The 18,882-nt window shown below is 39.2% G+C and carries 17 protein-coding genes, 1 tRNA gene and 3 pseudogenes; 7 read left to right on the top strand and 14 right to left on the bottom strand.

The genetic code is table 11. The features are described 5' to 3' along the window. Together dut and ACFINX_RS02055 are read right to left on the bottom strand one after the other, a co-directional pair. Positions 1–441: dUTP diphosphatase (gene dut / locus ACFINX_RS02060; RefSeq protein WP_375668249.1), on the bottom strand; the 441-nt coding region annotated here is incomplete at its 3' end. A gap of 243 nt (positions 442–684) precedes the next feature. Continuing rightward, complete coding sequence (locus tag ACFINX_RS02055) at positions 685–1,494, bottom strand: VIT1/CCC1 transporter family protein (protein WP_375611594.1); 810 nt, start codon at positions 1,492–1,494, stop codon at positions 685–687. 1,073 nt (positions 1,495–2,567) lie between these two features. Here ACFINX_RS02055 and ACFINX_RS02050 point away from each other — a divergent pair. Next, a complete protein-coding gene (locus ACFINX_RS02050; protein ID WP_375668248.1) occupies positions 2,568–3,236 on the top strand; it encodes a hypothetical protein in 669 nt (222 codons plus the stop codon). A gap of 1,559 nt (positions 3,237–4,795) precedes the next feature. Here the strand turns inward: ACFINX_RS02050 and ACFINX_RS02045 are convergent. Then, complete coding sequence (locus ACFINX_RS02045; protein WP_375613249.1) at positions 4,796–5,320, bottom strand: type II toxin-antitoxin system PemK/MazF family toxin; 525 nt, start codon at positions 5,318–5,320, stop codon at positions 4,796–4,798. 164 nt (positions 5,321–5,484) lie between these two features. Between ACFINX_RS02045 and ACFINX_RS02040 the strand changes: the two genes are divergently transcribed. Then, the gene (locus ACFINX_RS02040) at positions 5,485–5,619 is read left to right on the top strand and encodes a hypothetical protein (protein WP_375613250.1); all 135 of its coding nucleotides are present in this window, start codon (positions 5,485–5,487) and stop codon (positions 5,617–5,619) included. Here ACFINX_RS02040 and ACFINX_RS02035 read toward each other — a convergent pair. Together ACFINX_RS02035 and ACFINX_RS02030 are read right to left on the bottom strand one after the other, a co-directional pair. Further along, complete coding sequence (locus ACFINX_RS02035; RefSeq protein ID WP_375668247.1) at positions 5,616–6,188, bottom strand: disulfide bond formation protein B; 573 nt, start codon at positions 6,186–6,188, stop codon at positions 5,616–5,618. The genes ACFINX_RS02040 and ACFINX_RS02035 overlap by 4 nt on opposite strands. A gap of 12 nt (positions 6,189–6,200) precedes the next feature. Continuing rightward, positions 6,201–6,806 carry a YqaA family protein gene (locus ACFINX_RS02030; RefSeq protein ID WP_273790911.1) on the bottom strand — a complete coding sequence of 202 codons (606 nt, stop codon included), beginning with the start codon at positions 6,804–6,806 and terminating at the stop codon, positions 6,201–6,203. A gap of 221 nt (positions 6,807–7,027) precedes the next feature. Here ACFINX_RS02030 and ACFINX_RS02025 point away from each other — a divergent pair. Beyond that, positions 7,028–7,112: transfer RNA gene (locus ACFINX_RS02025), tRNA-Leu, on the top strand. Positions 7,113–8,739: 1,627 nt separating this feature from the next. On the opposite strand, the gene ACFINX_RS02020 is transcribed toward ACFINX_RS02025, so the two are convergent. The 4 genes and pseudogenes from ACFINX_RS02020 to fumC form a co-directional block, all read right to left on the bottom strand. After that, complete coding sequence (locus ACFINX_RS02020) at positions 8,740–9,627, bottom strand: outer membrane protein (RefSeq protein WP_375611600.1); 888 nt, start codon at positions 9,625–9,627, stop codon at positions 8,740–8,742. A gap of 625 nt (positions 9,628–10,252) precedes the next feature. Then, positions 10,253–10,471 (bottom strand): annotated as a pseudogene (locus ACFINX_RS02015) (lyase family protein); the annotation flags it as partial. Positions 10,472–11,142: 671 nt separating this feature from the next. Continuing rightward, entirely contained in the window at positions 11,143–11,334 is a 192-nt protein-coding gene (locus tag ACFINX_RS02010; protein WP_375611601.1) for a hypothetical protein, read from the bottom strand. 133 nt (positions 11,335–11,467) lie between these two features. Beyond that, the gene (gene fumC, locus ACFINX_RS02005) at positions 11,468–12,856 is read right to left on the bottom strand and encodes a class II fumarate hydratase (RefSeq protein WP_375611602.1); all 1,389 of its coding nucleotides are present in this window, start codon (positions 12,854–12,856) and stop codon (positions 11,468–11,470) included. 227 nt (positions 12,857–13,083) lie between these two features. Here fumC and groES point away from each other — a divergent pair, with 227 nt between their 5' ends. The 4 genes and pseudogenes from groES to groEL (ACFINX_RS01985) all read left to right on the top strand — a co-directional run. Then, the gene (groES, locus tag ACFINX_RS02000; protein ID WP_005774667.1) at positions 13,084–13,380 is read left to right on the top strand and encodes a co-chaperone GroES; all 297 of its coding nucleotides are present in this window, start codon (positions 13,084–13,086) and stop codon (positions 13,378–13,380) included. 58 nt (positions 13,381–13,438) lie between these two features. Further along, complete coding sequence (gene groL / locus ACFINX_RS01995; protein ID WP_375606493.1) at positions 13,439–15,082, top strand: chaperonin GroEL; 1,644 nt, start codon at positions 13,439–13,441, stop codon at positions 15,080–15,082. A gap of 71 nt (positions 15,083–15,153) precedes the next feature. Next, a pseudogene (gene groEL, locus ACFINX_RS01990) lies at positions 15,154–15,349 on the top strand (chaperonin GroEL); the annotation flags it as partial. A 75-nt stretch (positions 15,350–15,424) separates the two neighbouring features. Beyond that, positions 15,425–15,624 (top strand): annotated as a pseudogene (groEL, locus tag ACFINX_RS01985) (chaperonin GroEL); the annotation flags it as partial. Positions 15,625–16,311: 687 nt separating this feature from the next. Here groEL (ACFINX_RS01985) and ACFINX_RS01980 read toward each other — a convergent pair. The 5 genes from ACFINX_RS01980 to ACFINX_RS01960 form a co-directional block, all read right to left on the bottom strand. Continuing rightward, on the bottom strand, positions 16,312–16,485 hold the full coding sequence (locus tag ACFINX_RS01980) for a hypothetical protein (RefSeq protein ID WP_375668246.1): 174 nt from the start codon (positions 16,483–16,485) through the stop codon (positions 16,312–16,314). Between the two features lie 636 nt (positions 16,486–17,121). Then, positions 17,122–17,334: a hypothetical protein gene (locus ACFINX_RS01975; protein ID WP_375610233.1), complete on the bottom strand. Its 213-nt coding sequence runs from the start codon at positions 17,332–17,334 to the stop codon at positions 17,122–17,124. Beyond that, positions 17,327–17,539 (bottom strand): hypothetical protein, encoded by a 213-nt coding sequence (locus ACFINX_RS01970; RefSeq protein ID WP_375627760.1) that lies wholly within the window; start codon positions 17,537–17,539, stop codon positions 17,327–17,329. The genes ACFINX_RS01975 and ACFINX_RS01970 overlap by 8 nt, the downstream gene beginning before the upstream one ends. Next, complete coding sequence (locus tag ACFINX_RS01965; RefSeq protein ID WP_273790902.1) at positions 17,463–17,699, bottom strand: hypothetical protein; 237 nt, start codon at positions 17,697–17,699, stop codon at positions 17,463–17,465. Before ACFINX_RS01965 ends, ACFINX_RS01970 begins: the two co-directional genes overlap by 77 nt. Then, entirely contained in the window at positions 17,696–18,358 is a 663-nt protein-coding gene (locus ACFINX_RS01960) for a lysozyme (protein WP_375611604.1), read from the bottom strand. Before ACFINX_RS01960 ends, ACFINX_RS01965 begins: the two co-directional genes overlap by 4 nt. Positions 18,359–18,882 lie beyond the last annotated feature (524 nt).

The following is an 18,882-nucleotide window of genomic DNA, read 5'->3' as shown; positions in this document are numbered from 1 at the left end:
AACTTGAGATACGGGGGCGATGACTGTTTGGGCAATGCGCATGCCTCGTTGGATGGAAAAGTCTTCTTGTCCTAAATTGATAAGAAGGACTTTGACTTCACCACGGTAGTCACTATCAATCGTTCCTGGAGTGTTGAGGCATGTGATGCCGTGTTTTAAGGCTAAGCCAGAGCGTGGACGTATTTGTGCTTCAAACCCAAGAGATAAATGAAAAATGAGACCTGTTGGAATAAGTGCCCGCTGCCCAGGGGCAAGAACAAGCGTTTCTTCTTCTCCAATTGCTGCCCGTAGATCAAGGCCAGCAGAACCCGCTGTCGCGTAGCAAGGAAGTTCTAAACCTTGTCCGTGTGCAAGACGCTGAACAAATAAAGTCTGGGCATGTGAAGATTGAGAAGAGACAGGATGATTGTTTAGAGGGGCGTTGGTTTCAGTGTGCGACATGATCGAGGCATTTCCAAAATATGAGGTCTAGAAGAAAATGATACTTTAACAAAAGATATCTATAAAACCAAGTCGATAAAGGTGTGTGGATATAGGTTGTCCCCAGAGCTTGCTTATCATCTTTGGCTGACCTAAAATATTCTACAACACCACCTAACATCATCAATGGCATCATCAAGGATGGCTTATGCCTAGGGGCATGCGCTTATTTGAGATCTAAATTATGGTTACAGATAAGATTTTTTAGATACTACCGATAAGAATACCCGTGGCAAAAACCAGAGCTCCCCCAATGATGACCTGTAAAGAAGCGCGCCAAAAGGGAGTTGACATGAATTTGTTCTGAATCCAGACGATGGCGCCTAGTTCGAAAAAAACAATGATAAAAGCAATAATTGTCGCTACATAAAAAGAGTTGATTAAATAGGGAAGCGTATGGCCTAATCCTCCTAATGTGGTCATAATGCCGCTGGCAAGGCCTCTTTTTAATGGCGAACCACGTCCTGATAATTTGCCGTCATCATGGGCTGCTTCTGTGAAACCCATCGAAAGTCCTGCACCAATTGAAGCTGAGAGTCCTATCAAAAAAGTTTGATGCGTGTCTCCCGTGGCAAAAGCTGCGGCAAAAATGGGGGCAAGGGTGGAAACAGAGCCATCCATTAACCCTGCTAGACCTGGTTGAATCCAAGTCAAAAGTGTTTGTCTTTGCGTTTTCGAAGGTTTTTTTATGGTGTGATTTGCCGCTGTTGTTTTTTGGGAGGGATGGCGGTTCTTGCCTTTCACAAGAGAAGTTTTGTCACATAATGAACCGATAGTGTTTGCACGATTATGGCAAGAAAGGCACAAAAGTTGCTTATAATTTTTAAGCTCTTGAAGCCCCATGGCGGTAAAAACCGCGGCTTCCTTAGAGGAATAAGGTTCTAGAGCTTTTGCATATTTTAAATAGAGCGCCGCATGTTGCTCTTTTAATTTGAGCGCTTTAAGTATCACGTTTTGTGCTGAACGAAAGGACAGAGCTTTACGTTGTACAAATGAAAAAAACGATCTCAACATTTTCTGTTCCTCTGCACTTTAGAATAATTCTAAAACATAAGAAAAATAAACCGAAAGTCAATCTAAAAGTTCAAAACTGAAAAATTGCAAAAAGGTTGCACTGAGAAAAAAGGTGATGGGATGCTGAGAAAGTACAAGGAGATTTATCAAATGGAGACGACAGGGGCGCATGAAAGAAATGATTACGTGAAAAAATTTAAGAGACAATGTGCTTTATTTTGCTAAAGGGGCGTTTGAATGGAGCATTTCAATGTATTGATGCTCGAGAATATAGGAAAGGAATAAGCTAGCATCATCATTCATTCGATGCGTTCAAAAGACTGTAACAGCTCTTAGAATTTGAAATGATTCTTTAAAGGAGATCTTTATTCAAGGGATAAAAGCCCATTTCGCGAGGGGGCCCCCGTGAAGAGTATAGAAGGGTAGAGCGGCAAAATTTCCATGAAATAATATAAACTCCATTGAGTCTTCTTAATCTTTACGCTTCATAAAAGAGCAAGCCGGCATCATCATACACCTTAGCTCCCAGTGTTGCGACAGTCTTTAGCACTGTTCATTATAGGCATGACATTTTATTGTACAGTTTTACGCCACTCATTCTGCTTGTGGAGGTGTAAGACAGTATTCTTATGATATTTACGCGCATTTTAGCGTTGTTACAGCTTTTGCATTTAGGTGGATTTGTTAGCGTGTAACGAATTATCTTTTGTGCTGTAATTGCGGGGACAGATAAAGGTGGGAGTGCATAAATGAAAGAGATATTATCATATCAAATTGTTTGATCACGCATAAAAATTTATGCTTTATGAAGGGGCATTTATCGCCTTGTAACTTGCCTGATATCTTGTATGAAAGCCCAAAATTCAGTAGGATTCCTCTCACTTCAAAACTTCTTATCTTAAATCAATTCAAATCATTTTCTTGTGTATCACAAGGAGGAGTGTGGGTGCTGTGTTTTTATTTAAAGTATGGGATGAGTTGAAATGTGAAAAGTGCATAATCTCTACGCGTTAACAAACGTTTTTGATGTTTTTAAAAAAGAGCGAAATTGTGCAGAAAAAAAGGGAGCATATATGGAAAATAGTGATAGTTTGAAATTTTGGCGGCTTTCTGAAAAACTAACAATACTGCAGGCAGCGCTTTTAATAGTTGGATTAAATCCAGGAAAGTATTTGTTTGTCAACAAATTAGAACCAGAAAAAAGTGATATTTACGAAGATAACCTTTCCGTATCATCAGAGAAAACTGCTAATTTCCGTGCAGCCTATCATGCTATCGTTCAAGCGGGAAAAAGCAATCGATTAGAGATAGAATGGTCGTACTATAATTTTTCGGATTTTATAGATGCAGATTCCTCATATGTTCGCGTTGATGATTTAAAAGAATGGCTTTCGTCGCGTGGTCTACGTCCTGCGTTTTTTTTTCCTGAGGATGATTCTGCTGAGACTAAGGATCAGAAATATTATGCGTTTCAAGATCCAACGCATCCACGTTATGCTCCAAAGCTTGCTGCTATTGTTGCAGCATGGGAAGCGGTGAGTGAGGCTGAGGGTGGTAAAACTGTTAAAGGAACGCTTATAAAGTGGCTTAGTGAACATGCCGTTCAGTACAAGTTGGTGGATGATGATAATTTACCAAGAGAGAAGCTCATTGAGGAATTAGCGGCTGTTGCGAATTGGGAACCTACCGGAGGGGCGCCTAAGACACCTGCCAGCTCTCTTTTATCAAAAGAAAAAAAATAAAAAGATCACTAAAATTGTGCTGCTTTTTTTGATAATTTTGAAGATAATCTCTTTTTCTGGGGGAGATTTTTACTTTTCTTCCCTAGATTATAAGTAATTGTTTTTCAATAAAAATAATTTTTATAATGTTCCAATGACTGTTCAGATGGGGAAAAATAGACATTTTGGGGCAGTAAAATTTACCCTGTAGTTTTCGTAACTTACCTCTCTATTTTTGTTTGATTTTTTGGGGCACTTTTAAAATCCAGATCAACTGAAATGGAGTGCAACATGATTAAAGTTAATCTTTTTTTTACTATGCGTAAAAGTGTGAAAATTTTTCGAGGAAATGTACGGATATTTGGCAATGTGTTGCGGATGAGGTGGTACATAAATCGTTTAGAGTAGGTGTATTGTCGTGTTGGTTAAAGTTTGAACTTACCCTTGTTATGGAAAAGGTCAAAACTGAGCGCCATAGGCTTTCTCCATAAAGAAATCTTGTCATCTATGAGCGAATGAGGATTTCTCTTGAAAAATTTGCACAATAGTAAAACTCGTTAGCAAAACCCGTTCTTTGGCGTAACAAAAAGGATGTCATAAATGATTATCTCATCATAAATATGCTTTAAGAATAACCCTTGCGTGGCGAAAGTCTATGGCGTAGTCTCTATAGACTTTTGTTCCGTGTGTGGTGATTAATGCTCTTGTTTATCTCTTGTCAATGCAAGTGCCCATGAAAGTGATGGGTGTCTATTGCTTCATTGTGATGCTTGGTTGTTCATGTTTAGAAACGACAAGTGTATTAAATGCGATAGGGCTGATAGAAAGGAAAACGTATCCTGTAAAAATAGGTGTGTCTTTAAAATAAAGCTGATAAACGAAATTATTTTTTTATCTACCTTTTATATGGTGAGAGAAAGGTATTCAAAGTGCAAGCATACGCAATTTAGCAGTAAATCCCAAAATAGCATAGATCGTTTCTCGGAAAAGGGGAAGAAAATCTATCTGTAAAAGCTATGTTGGGTCGTGTGACAGGTGAAATAATGCGGTTAGGGCAATAAACAATTGTTATTGGTGAAGAGATAGAAATCGATTGGGGGTTGATTTCTAGTTTATTAGAGAATTTTCTTTGTTATCTCGTAAAAATACTATTTTGAGGTGTGGTCATATAAAGCGAAGCTTTTTTTCAATCTTGGAAAGATATTCCCATTGCGGAAAATCATATAAAGTTTAAGCAACGGCAGCACGATTTTTTGTGCAATGAAATGATAAGTATGTACAATATCTCGGTAATCTCCATGGGAAACTTTACCGGATCCAAGGTGTGGATATTGTCTTCTGCTTATCCCAAATCGCAGATATTTCAAAACAACAACGGTGGAGCAAAACAACAACGGTGGAGAATGAATGTTGGATATGTTCTAGGGAAGGTTGCAAAAAATGGCAGTTTTCAAAAAAATACCAAAAATGACGAAAGGAGCGGTTTCCCACTCCTTCGTTCCTATCTCCCCTTGCGGGGAAGCGGCCACCATTACTGATGCCGTGTATGCTGATATAGGTACACTTATTTTTCTCAAAAGTCAATAGTGTAAATGCGGTAAATATTTGAGCATCAGAGCTACAACTTTATGAAAATCTTCGCAGGATAACCTTGGAACGGTACGTGAGCAACTTAAACGACTTACAGAAACTGTTGTGACATAATTGCAGATAATCCACGCTTTTTTATTCTCTATGGGAGATTGTATTGGATACGCAGCGGGATTATTGGGTTGTGATTTCGTTGAAAAAGGTAAAACTGTCACATTTCCATATAATTTTGCATTCTTAGAAAGCACTAAAACAGGCCGCTTTTTCCAAAATTCAGGGAGTATCGAATCATGAGGAAAATCGCACCAAAAAACTTGCCTGATGCGTGGTGCCGATTTGATTCGTGGTTTTATATGAGGTGGTTTTTCGTAAGGCGCATTTAAATCCCTTTCTTTTATATGCTCGCGCCATGCATTATGATCATGTTCCATCATAACACATGGTTCTTCGAGTTTGGTTATATCTAAGGAAATAGGTGATAGGGTAGAAGGCTCTGTGTTTTTATCTTCAGCCATAGCAGACCATTTATATTTATTGGTCCCCTCACTTATTATTTTACGGCTTTTCTATCACGAGTTTTTATCAAAATGTTGCTTATAAGTACAGAGAGGTGAAACCATAAAATGGATGTATCTGCTTATTTTTGTCTTTTGAGTACAACGCTAGAGGAGGGATGTTGGTGACTCGTTGGTGTGGGTGGGTTGGTTTGGCGGTGGGTGGTTTTGGGTGGGGATTGGTGATTGGAGGGTTGTTGGTAGGGGAAAGCGATTGGAGAGAACGAGTGCACGCGGTTTCGTTTCTATTTTATGGTTAGAGTTTTTTATGGATTGAAAGGAGCCCTTTTGAAGTAATATAGAGGCTTATAAGGGAGAAAAATAGGCTTGAGACGACATTCCAACCGGCAAATGAAAGAAAAAGAAAGCGTGCGGATGCTTCAGAACAAGAAGGGGGATGAATGCTATTTAATTGGTTAAGCAGCTGGTTAATGTCTGAGGTTTTTCTGACTGCGCTTAAACCACAGCTGAGGGGAGCTTCCCAAAAGCCATATTCAACACCCGCATGATAAACGGCTAAAACAAGGCTGATGCACATTAAGACAAAAACACACAAAAATAAAAGTTGTATCCAAGCAGTTATGCGAAAAAAATATGCCCCAAAACCTGCTAAGAGCAAAAATGGTATGGCTCCATAATAAGGAAAACGCTCTATGAGACATAAATCGCAAGGAAGATATCCTCCGAAATATTCAAAACCAAGGGCAATACCTATTGTGGCAGACAAGCAAAAAGCGAGAAAAAAAGCCCATAAACTTTGTTCTTTTCTGCTGGGTTCAAGATGAAGGTGTTTGTGTAAAAGTGGGTGAGAAGACAAAACGCATGCCATTAAGTCTGTTCCTTATAAAAGCTTCCTGTTTAAAAAAGCTATGAAAATCCCATAAATTAAAAGGAGGCTAACACAACCAATGAGAACAATCCATTTGAAATGCTGTACTAGAAAATTCATTGCTTTTTGTCCAAAATGTTTAATCAGCCACGCGAGAAGATAAAAACGAGCGCCTCTAGAAAAAATACAAATAAGCATGAAAAGTTCAAGACGCACACTCATAACACCGGCCAAAATTGTGACAATCTTGATGGGGGGAAGATGAAAAAAACCTGATGTTATCAGTAAAATGATTAGAAATTGCAGGGTTGCACTATTTTTCAGAGATTCAAAACTTTCAACCTTACCATAAATTTCTAAAATGGGTTTGGCAAGGGTATCATAGGCAAAATGTCCGATAAACCAACCGGCAATGCCTCCTAATACAGAACAGATTGTTGCAATCAAAGCATAGCGATAAACCCGCTTTTGATGGATAAGAAGCATCGGAATATATAAAACATCTATGGGAATTGGAAAAACAGAACTTTCAATAAAGGCAATGAAACCAAGCCAGTGTGGTGCTGTACGCCGATTTGCTAAAGAAATCGTCCAAAGCTTTAATTTGTTTAATATCATGAGGCTTTTATAAGTTTAAGAGGTAAAGACTTTACAAATGAGATTGCTATAAATCCGGTAGAGAAATCCAATAAAGAAAGTATTTCATAAAATAGATAAGAAAATGATATGAATTCTTAAAAAATGAGAAGTCTTCTGTTGACGAATCTGTTCTTCTTCATATAGTGCAAAGGAATAATCGACAAGTCTGTCTTTTATAGTCCTGTCTTTTATAGCAGTGTGCGGGTGTGGTGGAACTGGTAGACGCGCCAGACTCAAAATCTGGTTCCGAGAGGAGTGTCGGTTCGAGTCCGACCACCCGCACCACTTCATAAATATTTTCCTTTATCCTGTTATGGTGCATCACGTTGTTTTATAGAACATGGGATTTATAAAACATGGGGGGATTTATAAAACATGGGGGGATTTATAGACCGTGTTCAATGTTTTGTATGTTGAATGAAAAACCTCGAATACCGTAGGATTCTCTCATTTCAAGTCTGCTTATAGTAAATCAACCAAAATCATGTCGCTCGTACGTTGCAAGCTAGATGAGCTCGCGTGGAGTGAAATTTTACAAAAAATGAATAAAAATGCCTCTTATGCCGTTTCAAGGGCATCATTGGAGGTTAAAGTGTATGATGGATGGGGGTGCCTGCTTGCACTTTTATGAAGTGTAGAGATGGTGCTTTATAGATTTTATATTCTTGTAGGTGCTGTCGCAAAATGGGCTTGAGGGTTTTGAGAGCTGTTTCTTTAAAACATGCATGTGAATTGGCAACCCAAGTGTCTTGAATTTGAGTGTGTTTGGTTTGAAGCGTTGTCGTATGACATGAGGGGCGTGATCGCCAAAAAGATATGTGAGCAACAAAAGCATGGGGCAATGTGTAATCTCCACTCTTTAAAAGGCAGAGTTTTAGAGGTTTAAAAAATAGTGCTTTAGAGGCTCTAATAGATTTTATATTCTTGTAGGTGCTGTCGCAAAATGGGCTTGAGGGTTTTGAGAGCTGTTTCTTTAAAACACGCATGTGAATTGGCAACCCAAGTGTCTTGAATTTGAGTGTGTTTGGTTTGAAGCGTTGTCGTATGACATGAGGGGCGTGATCGCCAAAAAGATATGTGAGCAACAAAAACATGGGGTAGTGCGTAATCTCCACTCTTTAAAAGGCAGGAGCATGAGAGGCTTAAAAGATTATGCTTTAGAGGCTTTCGAAAGTCGTAAAGCAGAGGGAAATGGTAAGATTAGAAATTGGTTTTTTACCTTGACAACTTCATGTTCTCTCCAAATGAAGCTGTCTTCTCGTTACAGAAATTACATAAACAGAGAACCGCAATATTCTCTCTCCACTCTTGGCATATAATAGCGGTAAAATACTGTTGTTTGAAGTGTGGTCATATAGGGCATACTTCCTTGAAACGTTACAGTATTTTTTTCGGTGTGTGTTGGATATTCTTCAGTGTTTGTCTTGCTTGAGATTTAAGGGCATTCCATGAGGAGGAGCCCAAAGAAGCCCGCCCAATATCCCCCAATATCCCCCAAGAGTCTCCAAGGGTTTTTGTGCTTTTATAAACGGACATGGTGTTTAAAAATGGGTGTTTAGAATCTTTATCCTTTAAGAGCGGGGAGGCCAAGTCAACATCATCTTATAAAACTGCAATTGATGCACAATATCCATATTTATTTTAAAGAAATATCTCTTAAATAACAGCTCTCATTTATTTTACGATGGCGCCCAGTGGTATGATGGTAAAGCTTTTATATTCCAAAGGCATTACATGAAAGGCTGAGAGGATAGAAATTTGCTTTAAGAGAGGGAGAGGCTTTATTGTTTCGTGACTATTTGTTTAAAGTTTAGTACAGGTTTTTAGAATCTACGTCTTTTTAGGGGGAAAGGGGCATTAAAAAACCCCGTTTTTAACAGGGTTTTTTAATCGTTCAACTTTTCTAAAAAACTTAGAATTTATAAGCGATACCAAAGCGAACATCATGCGTTTGAGAAGAGATTTTAAGGTTATCGTTTGCAAATTTCTTTTTAAAAAAATCCGAATAACGATATTCTGTCCGCATAATGATATTATCTGTCATTGCAAGATCAAAACCACCACCAACAGTGTAACCAAACATTGTTTTTGTCTCATCTAACACATTGCCAGAAGCAAAAATTGTCGAATCTTCTTGCGATTTTGATAAAAGTGACATGATATATTGCATCTGTCTATAGGCTATACCCCCTGCAATATAAGGCATAAGACGATGGGAAGCAAAACCAATGCGCGCGCGCGTGGCACCAGACCACGTTTCTTTCAATGTTACACTGCTAACAACAATGTCACCATAGTTGGATATCGTTTCACCCTGAGCTGCAGGTTTTATGATAGGAATCCCAGCTTTTTTAAAGGCAATGTTAATGGAGTTTGATTCATCTAGAATTTTCTTTCCATTGTCTGTTTGGGTGCTTTTCCTCCCAGACCAGACCATATCGGTATCAAAACTGAAAACAAGATCTCCCAGATCAATATTAGAACCTGCATACAAACCTGCTCTCAATCCTGATAGTTTCGGTGATAAATCTCTATCAACCCAAGCCCACTTTCCGTCCCTGGCTTCTTGTGCATAATTTAGAGTATTTTTATTGGAAAAATATCCAATTTGTCCTCCAAAATAAAAACCAGACCAAGAAAAAGGCGCAGAAACAGTAACCGGTGAAATACGTGATGACGAAACATCTTGCAATGAAACCTTCGGTTCTGATTGCTTAAAGATTACTGTATCTGCTGCTTGCGCTGTTGAAGCGGTAATGAAGGTGAAAATAGATAGTGCAACTAAACATTTTGTTTTCATAAAAACGTCCCCAATTTATTTCAGATACAAATCGCATTATATACGAATTGGTTAAAAAAATCTATATTTAATATCATTATGAAAACTAAAACATTCAAAAACTCTATAATTATCCATATTTAAGCGTTCTTGAAACTTGTTTTCATGCTATTATCCCGCGTTTATATTGATTTTTCAGTATTTTTATATACTCTTTCAGTGTTCTCTGTGTTTTAGAAAAAATTATAGTATAGTAAACAAGCTTTCTATTTGTTAAAAAAATATTACTTTATATACATTAAAACACTTTTTGTTATTAAATGTATTATCCATTATGATTGACACCAATGTGCTTAAATATTCAATTTATCGTAAAAATGCATATTGGCACCGTCATATTCGTTGCTCGTTTTTGATATTGCATAGCTTTGTATTGCGGTAGCCTTTTGAGCACTCGAGGGGATGGGCGACTTTATTTCTTTTTTATCTATATGCCACTTTTGCTTATAATAATCTAAGCGAATAGTTTTGATTGATTGAATGGAATACGAAGAATCAGAAGGAGTAAAGTGCGAGAATCTCAAGTCTCATGAGGTTTCTTATGCGCCATGTAAAACGGATAAACTCTCCGTTCCGTTCACTTAAAGCCGGAACGTGGATGAGAGCCTAAAAACTGAAAGTCGTTGGCGATTTTAAAGAGATTAGCGCGTGCATTCAGGTTTTTGTGGAAATGGGTGAGGGCGCCATAATGGGCAAATGCCTCCAATTTCTTGCGAGCTGTCAAGGATATCCCGTCAAAGAGTGGATTGTTTCAGCAAAGGTCAAAACCTTTCGGTGCATTGAATTTTGTTCCAACAGCTGTTCCTCTATTGAGCACCCCCATCTTCACGCTTCATAAAAGAGACATTTTTCAATGTTCCTAAACCCATTTCATGACAGCGATTGTGAATGATATAATAATAAATCTATTGAGCACTCCCATCTTCACGCTTCATAAAAGAGACATTTCGCAATGTTCCTAAACCCATTTCATGACAGCGATTGTGAATGGTATAATAATAAATCTATTGAGCATCTCTTTTACGCTTCATAAAGGAGCACGCCGGTACCATTACTATATTTGCCAGTTCGTGGGGTGTTGTGACAGTCCTCTCCACAATGTTGTGACAGGAGGCCCCTTTGTCCGTTGTGACAGTCCTTGGCACTTGAGGTGGTTCATTAGAGGCGTTTGTAGTTCTTATCGGATACAATTTCTATTCACATATTCATTGCGTTTGTGATGTGCAAGTCAGTGATTTTGATTGATGCAACATGGGACCGATTTAAAATGAGAAAATCTTACGGTCTTTAGGATTCTCATTCAATATGGATAACGCTAGATTATCATTATAAATAAACACATTATCTCATTGAGATAAGAGTTATCTACCCAATGTTATCAATAATGATAACATTGTAAAGCGTAACTACGATGAATTCATTAATCTTTTTATACTTCGATTGAAATTATGTCTATTAATACCGATTTTTTTGAGCTCATTCTGTTTGGTTGATAGCTAATAGATTTTCAAAATCAAAACGCGAAGCTAGAATGAAAAACACCTTAAGGTCATATCCATTTAAATCACTTTCTGCCAGTATAGCCATTGGGTGTTGAGCTATGACTATCCATGCCTTTGCAAAACCGTTGTGCCTTTTAAGTACAATATAAGCAACAAAACCACCCATAGCATAAATGCGGATCAGAGCCTAAAATGAACGCTGTGGGTAATTGTTATCGGTCATCATCGGGGTGTTTACACCCCGATCTTTTGACAGAAAGATTTGTTTTAAGATGTTTGCATCTTTTTTAGTGGGTTGTTTATTGGGGAGCAATCATCTTTTTAGGATCAACTAATCGGTCATAATCCTCTACAAAAACACCTGCTTTTAATGCTTCGGTGCGCAAAGTTGTATCATTTTTATGCGCTGCTTTGGCAATTTCAGCAGCTTTTTCATAGCCAATTTCTGGTGCAAGAGCTGTGACTAACATGAGTGAGCGCTCCATGAGTGAGTGAATATGAACACGATTAGCTCGTAATCCTTGAATGCAATGCATATCAAAAGAACGCATGCAATCACCAAGAAGGGTAATTGATTGTAAAACGTTATAGCCAATAACAGGTTTATAAACGTTGAGTTCAAAATGTCCTTGGCTTGCGGCAAAGGTTACGCTGGTGTGATTACCAAAGACTTGGCATGCGACCATGGTTAAGGCTTCACATTGCGTGGGGTTGACTTTGCCGGGCATAATAGAAGATCCTGGTTCATTTTCAGGAAGACTGAGTTCCCCTAAACCGGAACGTGGACCAGAGCCTAAAAACCGAATGTCATTGGCAATTTTAAACAGATCAGCAGCGAGAGCATTCAAGCTCCCGTGGAAATGCGCAAGGGCACCATGATGGGCAAGTGCTTCAAATTTATTGCTGGCAGTTTGGAACGTTATTTCTGTGAGAGTGCTCACTGTTTGCGCAAAAGCAACGTCAAAACCTTTTGGCGCATTCAGCCCTGTGCCAACAGCCGTACCACCTTGAGCAAGCATTTGGACATCGGTTAGAGCATTTTCAATACGCTGAAAATTGGCTTCTAATGCGGCACGATAGCCTGAAAATTCTTGCCCTAAGGTTAAAGGGGTTGCATCTTGCGTATGGGTGCGGCCGATTTTAATGATATCTGCAAATTCTTGCTCTTTTTGTTTTAATGTCGCAATAAGAGCTTCAAGGATTGGCAGTAAGTGTTGGCGTGTTTGCAACGTGGTGGCAATGTGAAGCGCCGTGGGAAAGGAATCGTTCGATGATTGGCTCATGTTGACATGGTCATTGGGATGAACTGGTTTTTTGCTTCCAAGTTTTCCTCCCAAAATCTTACTAGCACGATTAGCAATGACTTCATTGACATTCATATTGCTTTGTGTGCCAGAACCTGTTTGCCAGACGGACAGTGGAAAATGCGTATCAAAATCGCCAGCAAGCACTTCATCAGCGGCGGCAATAATTGCTTTTCCAATATTTTCTGGTAGTTTTCCTTTGCCCATATTTACAATCGCTGCTGCTTTTTTGACAAGGACTAAGGCATAGATGATGGCAAGAGGCTGCTTTTCACTGCCAATATTAAAATTATGCAGAGAACGTTCAGTTTGTGCGCCCCAATAACGATCTTGACGTACCGAAATCGTTCCAAAGCTATCCGTTTCCTGACGTGTTTCAACCATGATAAGATCCTTTTTTGTTCACGGGTTCTCAAAAAAGATAGATAACGCGAAAGTGCAATAAGAGGCAAGACTTTGAAGCTTCATTTAGAGAAATTATTTTTATGGCTATTCTTGACATTGAGAGATGCCGATTTTATATCTAACACATGCTAGCACTCGTAATTTGAGAGTGCTAGCAAGAACTTTTAAGATTAATTCAATTATGTTCAGTTTTAAGGATTTAAAACATGGCTAATATACAATTCCGCCCACTTCACGACCGTGTCGTTGTCCGTCGGGTTGAATCTGAAAATAAAACGGCTGGTGGGATTATCATCCCTGATACAGCAAAAGAAAAACCCCAAGAAGGCGAAGTGATTGCTGTTGGCAATGGCGCTCTCGATGATAACGGAAAGCGCGTGCCTTTAGAAGTCAAAACAGGAGACCGTATTTTGTTTGGAAAATGGTCTGGAACTGAAGTCAAGATTAATGGGGAAGACCTCCTCATCATGAAAGAATCTGACATTATGGGAATTATGGGCTAATTGAAGCACTTAGTTTTTCATTGTGTACTATTTTGAGAAAACTCCAAGGAGAAATTAAATGGCTGCTAAAGAAGTCAAATTTGGCCGTGAAGCGCGTGAGCGTTTGTTGCGCGGTGTCGACATCCTTGCTAATGCTGTTAAGGTGACACTCGGCCCTAAAGGTCGCAATGTGGTGATTGATAAATCATTCGGTGCGCCTCGTATCACAAAAGATGGTGTATCCGTTGCAAAGGAAATCGAACTGGAAGATAAGTTCGAAAATATGGGTGCACAAATGTTGCGCGAAGTTGCTTCTAAAACCAATGATATCGCTGGTGATGGAACAACAACAGCAACTGTTTTAGGACAAGCTATTGTGCAAGAAGGTGTTAAAGCTGTTGCTGCGGGCATGAACCCAATGGATCTTAAACGTGGGATTGATGCTGCTGTTGAAGAAGTGGTGGCAAACCTCTTCAAAAAAGCAAAAAAAATTCAAACTTCAGCAGAAATTGCACAGGTGGGAACAATTTCCGCTAATGGCGCTGCTGAAATCGGTAAAATGATCGCTGATGCTATGGAAAAAGTGGGCAATGAAGGCGTCATTACCGTGGAAGAAGCTAAAACCGCTGAAACGGAATTAGAAGTCGTTGAAGGAATGCAATTTGACCGTGGGTATCTTTCCCCTTATTTTGTCACAAATGCTGAGAAAATGGTCGCTGATCTTGATGATCCTTACATTCTCATTCACGAAAAGAAATTGTCTAATTTGCAATCTCTTCTTCCTGTGCTTGAAGCTGTTGTTCAGTCTGGAAAACCACTTCTCATTATCGCTGAAGATGTGGAAGGTGAAGCTTTGGCAACGCTCGTTGTCAACAAATTGCGTGGTGGTTTGAAAATTGCTGCTGTAAAAGCTCCTGGATTTGGTGACCGTCGTAAAGCAATGTTAGAGGATATCGCTATCTTGACATCCGGACAGGTTATTTCTGAAGATGTGGGCATTAAACTTGAAAATGTCACTTTGGATATGCTTGGACGTGCAAAGAAAGTGAATATTTCTAAAGAAAACACCACCATTATTGATGGTGCTGGACAAAAGGCTGAAATTACTGCTCGCGTCAATCAAATCAAGGCTCAGATTGAAGAAACAACTTCTGACTATGACCGTGAAAAATTGCAAGAAAGACTTGCTAAACTCGCTGGTGGTGTCGCTGTTATCCGTGTGGGTGGTGCAACAGAAGTTGAAGTGAAAGAAAAGAAAGACCGTGTTGATGATGCTTTGAATGCAACACGTGCTGCTGTTGAAGAAGGTATTGTTGCTGGAGGTGGTACCGCATTGTTGCGTGCAGCAAATGCGTTGACCGTTAAGGGAAGTAATCCTGACCAAGAAGCTGGTATTAGTATCGTTCGTCGTGCTCTACAAGCACCAGCGCGCCAGATTGCAAGCAATGCTGGTGAAGAAGCCGCTATTATTGTGGGCAAAGTGCTGGAAAATAATGCTGACACTTATGGTTACAATACCGCCACGGGTGAATTTGGTGATTTGATTGCTTTGGGAATTGTTGATCCTGTGAAAGTTGTGCGCTCTGCTCTTCAGAATGCGGCTTCAATTGCGAGCCTTCTGATCACAACAGAAGCAATGGTTGCTGAAGTTCCAAAGAAAGATACACCAATGCCTCCGATGCCTGCTGGTGGAATGGGTGGAATGGGCGGAATGGATTTCTAAGCTCTTATTCCATAGAAGTAATAAAGAAACGGGCCTTCTGTGCCCGTTTTTTTTATGCTTTTTCATGTTTTTCAACCGGTGAATTCGGTGATTTGATTGCTTTCAAGAATTGTTGATCCTGTGAAAGTTGTGCGCTCTGCTCTTCAGAACGCGGCTTCAATTGCGAGCCTTCTGATCACAACAGAAGCAATGGTTGCTGAAGTTCCAAAGAAAGATACACTAATGCCTCCGATGCCTGCTGGTGGAATGGGCGGAATGGATTTCTAAGCTCTTTTCCATAGACGTAATAAAGAAACGGGTCTTCTGTGCCCGTTTTTTTATGCTTTTTCATGTTTTCCAATCGGTGAATTTGGTGATTTGATTGCTTTCAAGAATTGTTGATCCCGTGAAAGTTTTTGCGTTCTGCTCTTCAGAATGCGGCTTCAATTGCGAGCCTTCTGATCACAACAGAAGCAATGGTTGCTGAAGTTCCAAAGAAAGATACACCAATGCCTCCGATGCCTGCTGGCGGAATGGGTGGAATGGGCGGAATGGATTTCTAAGCTTTTTTCCATAGAAATAATAAAGAAACGGGTCTTCTGGGCCCGTTTTTTTATGCTTTTTCACGTTTCATACAGTTTTTCCTTTTATGACAGTTCCTTTATCTTATAGGATTGTTCTATTCTCCACTGGTTGATCTACCGTCATTGTGAATGAATCTCACTCTTAATCCATAGCTTTTTCTCTTGTTTTTATGAAATGTTTCTATTGTGCGGGGATCGTGGTTTCCTTTGAAAATATTTTGCTAATAAAAATACAATTCTTTGATTTATAGTCAGTTATTCCTAATACAGTTCTGTTTTTTCATTTCAGATTTATGCCTGCACCATTAAAAATCCTGGGTTTGTGCTTCATAAGGTGAGAGGTCACTACGGTTTTTATGAACCAACGCAATCATTAAAAGTCAGTAGTTAAGAGTTAGTACCTATTGAGCGTTGGAAAGACAGAATTGAAAAGAGCATGATGGGGCTGGTTTGTTTTTTATGAATAAGATGCTGGTATTTCAAGCTTTTGCATAGAGGAATAAGCATCTCTCTGTTTCGTTGATCTCTGAAATGGGGAGACTGCTCCATTTGAGAAGCTTAAAGACAAAAGCTAATTTTTCGCCTTGCTCTCATCTTTTTTTCGGTAAGCTCATCACCTAAATTGGAGCCAAACCCATGTTGTTATACTCAAGTTCTGTTTGTTGCCTATATTGTGACAGAAAATTCTTGAGTGGGGAGCAATTTTTGAACTAAGGGGACCATGACAGTTAGCCGAAAAAAATCATGACAAGACAGTAGACGTGCTTGTGTTAGAATTTTTAATGCTTCTGATGATAAAGGCACGCGAAATTCTGTTGTAGCCTCATGCCTTCTTTTCATATTTTCGAGCCAAGGATTTTCCATATATTCTCTTCAACTTGACCTTTATGCATAGAACATAAGGGAATTGAGAGGGTGGAAATTGAGAGGCAGGGAATTGGGAGGCAGGGTATTTAGAGGCAGGGAATTGGGAGGCAGGGCATTGGGAGGCAGGGTATTGGGAGGCAGGGCATTGAGAGGCAGGGTATTGAGAGGCAGGGAATTGGGAGGCAGGGAATTGGGAGGGTGGGAGGAGCCGGCTTGCTTTTTTATTCAACGTAAAGATGAGAGGCTTTATGTAAGGCTACCATTACATTGCTTGTTTATGCACTTCTTTAAAAGAAATGTCTTTTAATACAAATTCTTGGCAATGCTATTTATGAAGAGTATAAAATCATTTGGATATCAATAGTTTATTAAAAAAATGTATGTTGGTATGATCCTTTTCTTATGTTACCAAAGTTGCTGACTTACGCGTTGGTTAAAAATCTCTCTTCATACCCCTAAATTCATTTCATGAAAGTGTTTGTGAAGAGTGTATAAAAATTTCTCGTGAGACATGAAAAATCATCAATAAAATCTCCATGTTTTCAAAAAATAACGAATGGCTTTTTATCTTTTTAAAAGATTTAACACGTCTCACGTTTTTTATTTATTTTAGAGCTGAATATTCGATTTTTGTGTAAAAATACTTCCCAGCACATCTACGATCCGTGAAAAATCAAGTGCTAATAAAAAAATGATGAATATAATCCATTTCGTATAGCGTGACATCATTTTTACACTTTTATACGTTGTGATGATTTCTTGTAGGACTTCTTTTTCCTTTTCTGTAAGCTCTGTTTGTTTTTCCGTTTTTTTTCTAGCCATGTTTCCACCCACACATGTGTTCCCCTTGTTTGTTATGCTTTAAAATATCTCTTGCGAGATTTGAACTGATGATATTGAGATCTTTGTTGTCTAAATAAATGGGCATCCAACCAACGCAAGAAAAAGGCTCATTGATTGTTTTTATCGCGCAACCAGTGAGTAAGAGCAGCGCGTACATCAGCATCACTTTTTTGATTAATTTCATTTTCCACCTCTAGCCGTGTTGTTGATGACTTTAGCGTTTTTTCTATTTGCTTTTGTTGTTCAACCTTCTTTCCAAGAGTGAAAGCTTTTGCTAAAGCGATAAAAAAAGCGGTCAGAGCCGCTCCTGTTATCATCAGATTTTTTTTCAACCACCACATCATAAGCGCTGCTCCCGAAACCGTTTTGCCACAAAGAAAATGCCAACGCAGGCGGCTAAAACCATAATGGTTGCTAATGCCCATTGGATGGGACCATTGCCTGCCAATAAGCCCCCAAGTCCAGAAAAAGAACCAATAATCGGTGTAAGCGCTTCTGCTTTGAAAAATCCCATTGGAGCTTGCGTTTCTACAGTTTGGTAGTTGGGAGAAACATAAGCCCCTTTTGCCCATAATCCCGATTCTGCTGCACGACGGTGCACTAAACCGTGAAGACGTTTTCCTCCTGCTTTAGTCCACTTTTGTAACTCAGCAGGGACGGCTTCATATTCGCCATTATTGAGTTTTTTGAGCAGGGTCGAATTACAAAAAGCCGATGTTCCTATATTATAGCAAAACGATACGAGCGCGGCGAATTGTTCATCCGTTAAAGAAACCGTCACATGTTTTTCAACGGTATTTTCAAATTGTCTTAAATCTTGAGAAAGAACTTCTTCTGCTTGTTTTTCAGTAATGATCATGCCCTTGTGAACGAACGGTTTACCAGCCGCGCTGGTATGACCATAGCCAATTGTCCACACCCCGATGGCATCTTTATAGGCTTGTAAACGCAATCCTTCCCATTGTTTAATGAGCGCAAGCCCTGCTGATGATATTTTTCTCATTTGCTTCTCCATAAAATAAAGCCTCACGTTAACGTGAGGCTGGTTGACAGATTAAAAATGAATTTTTCACGCTTCAAAAACAGAAGAGATGTGAAACTTTTATGAAATCAAAAGGTTGGTTATGACATCTTAGGGAATGGGGGAATGGTTGGTCAAAAGGGATAATAGTTGGGTAAGTGGAATAATGGCTGGGCAAGAGGAGTAATAGTTGGGCTGGTGTTTTCCGTTAAGAGAGGTTGTAGATTTTAAGAGCTTTTCCTGGTGTTTTTGATGGAGCCTTCTTGGGGTGCGGGAAGCTGTTGGGTTGATGCACGATAAGTGTTGGTCTATTGCGGTTGTTTGGTCGTATGGCATTGATGTGGGGGTGTTTGAGATACGAAGTGGATACTCTCAGAAAAAAAAGACATATGCTTTTACTGAAGACGAAAGCATTAAATATTTTATGTATCAAACGTTTTGCTTATCCAAAGAGTCTCATTGTTACACAGAGCTTTGGGTTAACAAGAGCTGTGGAATTTTGATAC

The organism is Bartonella sp. AP36NXGY, assembly GCF_042195865.1.
Classification (GTDB): domain Bacteria; phylum Pseudomonadota; class Alphaproteobacteria; order Rhizobiales; family Rhizobiaceae; genus Bartonella.
This window is presented reverse-complemented; position numbering and strand designations above follow the sequence as displayed.

Coding starts and splice junctions, on each gene's coding strand:
- ACFINX_RS01970 (WP_375627760.1), bottom strand. CDS start 17,539: ATGAAATTAATCAAAAAAGTGATGCTGATGTACGCGCTGCTCTTACTC.
- ACFINX_RS01980 (WP_375668246.1), bottom strand. CDS start 16,485: ATGAAAAGAAGGCATGAGGCTACAACAGAATTTCGCGTGCCTTTATCA.
- ACFINX_RS01975 (WP_375610233.1), bottom strand. CDS start 17,334: ATGGCTAGAAAAAAAACGGAAAAACAAACAGAGCTTACAGAAAAGGAA.
- ACFINX_RS02020 (WP_375611600.1), bottom strand. CDS start 9,627: ATGAAAACAAAATGTTTAGTTGCACTATCTATTTTCACCTTCATTACC.
- ACFINX_RS02055 (WP_375611594.1), bottom strand. CDS start 1,494: ATGTTGAGATCGTTTTTTTCATTTGTACAACGTAAAGCTCTGTCCTTT.
- ACFINX_RS02010 (WP_375611601.1), bottom strand. CDS start 11,334: ATGGGTGGTTTTGTTGCTTATATTGTACTTAAAAGGCACAACGGTTTT.
- fumC (WP_375611602.1), bottom strand. CDS start 12,856: ATGGTTGAAACACGTCAGGAAACGGATAGCTTTGGAACGATTTCGGTA.
- ACFINX_RS01960 (WP_375611604.1), bottom strand. CDS start 18,358: ATGAGAAAAATATCATCAGCAGGGCTTGCGCTCATTAAACAATGGGAA.
- groES (WP_005774667.1), top strand. CDS start 13,084: ATGGCTAATATACAATTCCGCCCACTTCACGACCGTGTCGTTGTCCGT.
- ACFINX_RS02035 (WP_375668247.1), bottom strand. CDS start 6,188: ATGGCATGCGTTTTGTCTTCTCACCCACTTTTACACAAACACCTTCAT.
- ACFINX_RS01965 (WP_273790902.1), bottom strand. CDS start 17,699: ATGATGTGGTGGTTGAAAAAAAATCTGATGATAACAGGAGCGGCTCTG.
- ACFINX_RS02030 (WP_273790911.1), bottom strand. CDS start 6,806: ATGATATTAAACAAATTAAAGCTTTGGACGATTTCTTTAGCAAATCGG.
- ACFINX_RS02045 (WP_375613249.1), bottom strand. CDS start 5,320: ATGGCTGAAGATAAAAACACAGAGCCTTCTACCCTATCACCTATTTCC.
- groL (WP_375606493.1), top strand. CDS start 13,439: ATGGCTGCTAAAGAAGTCAAATTTGGCCGTGAAGCGCGTGAGCGTTTG.
- ACFINX_RS02050 (WP_375668248.1), top strand. CDS start 2,568: ATGGAAAATAGTGATAGTTTGAAATTTTGGCGGCTTTCTGAAAAACTA.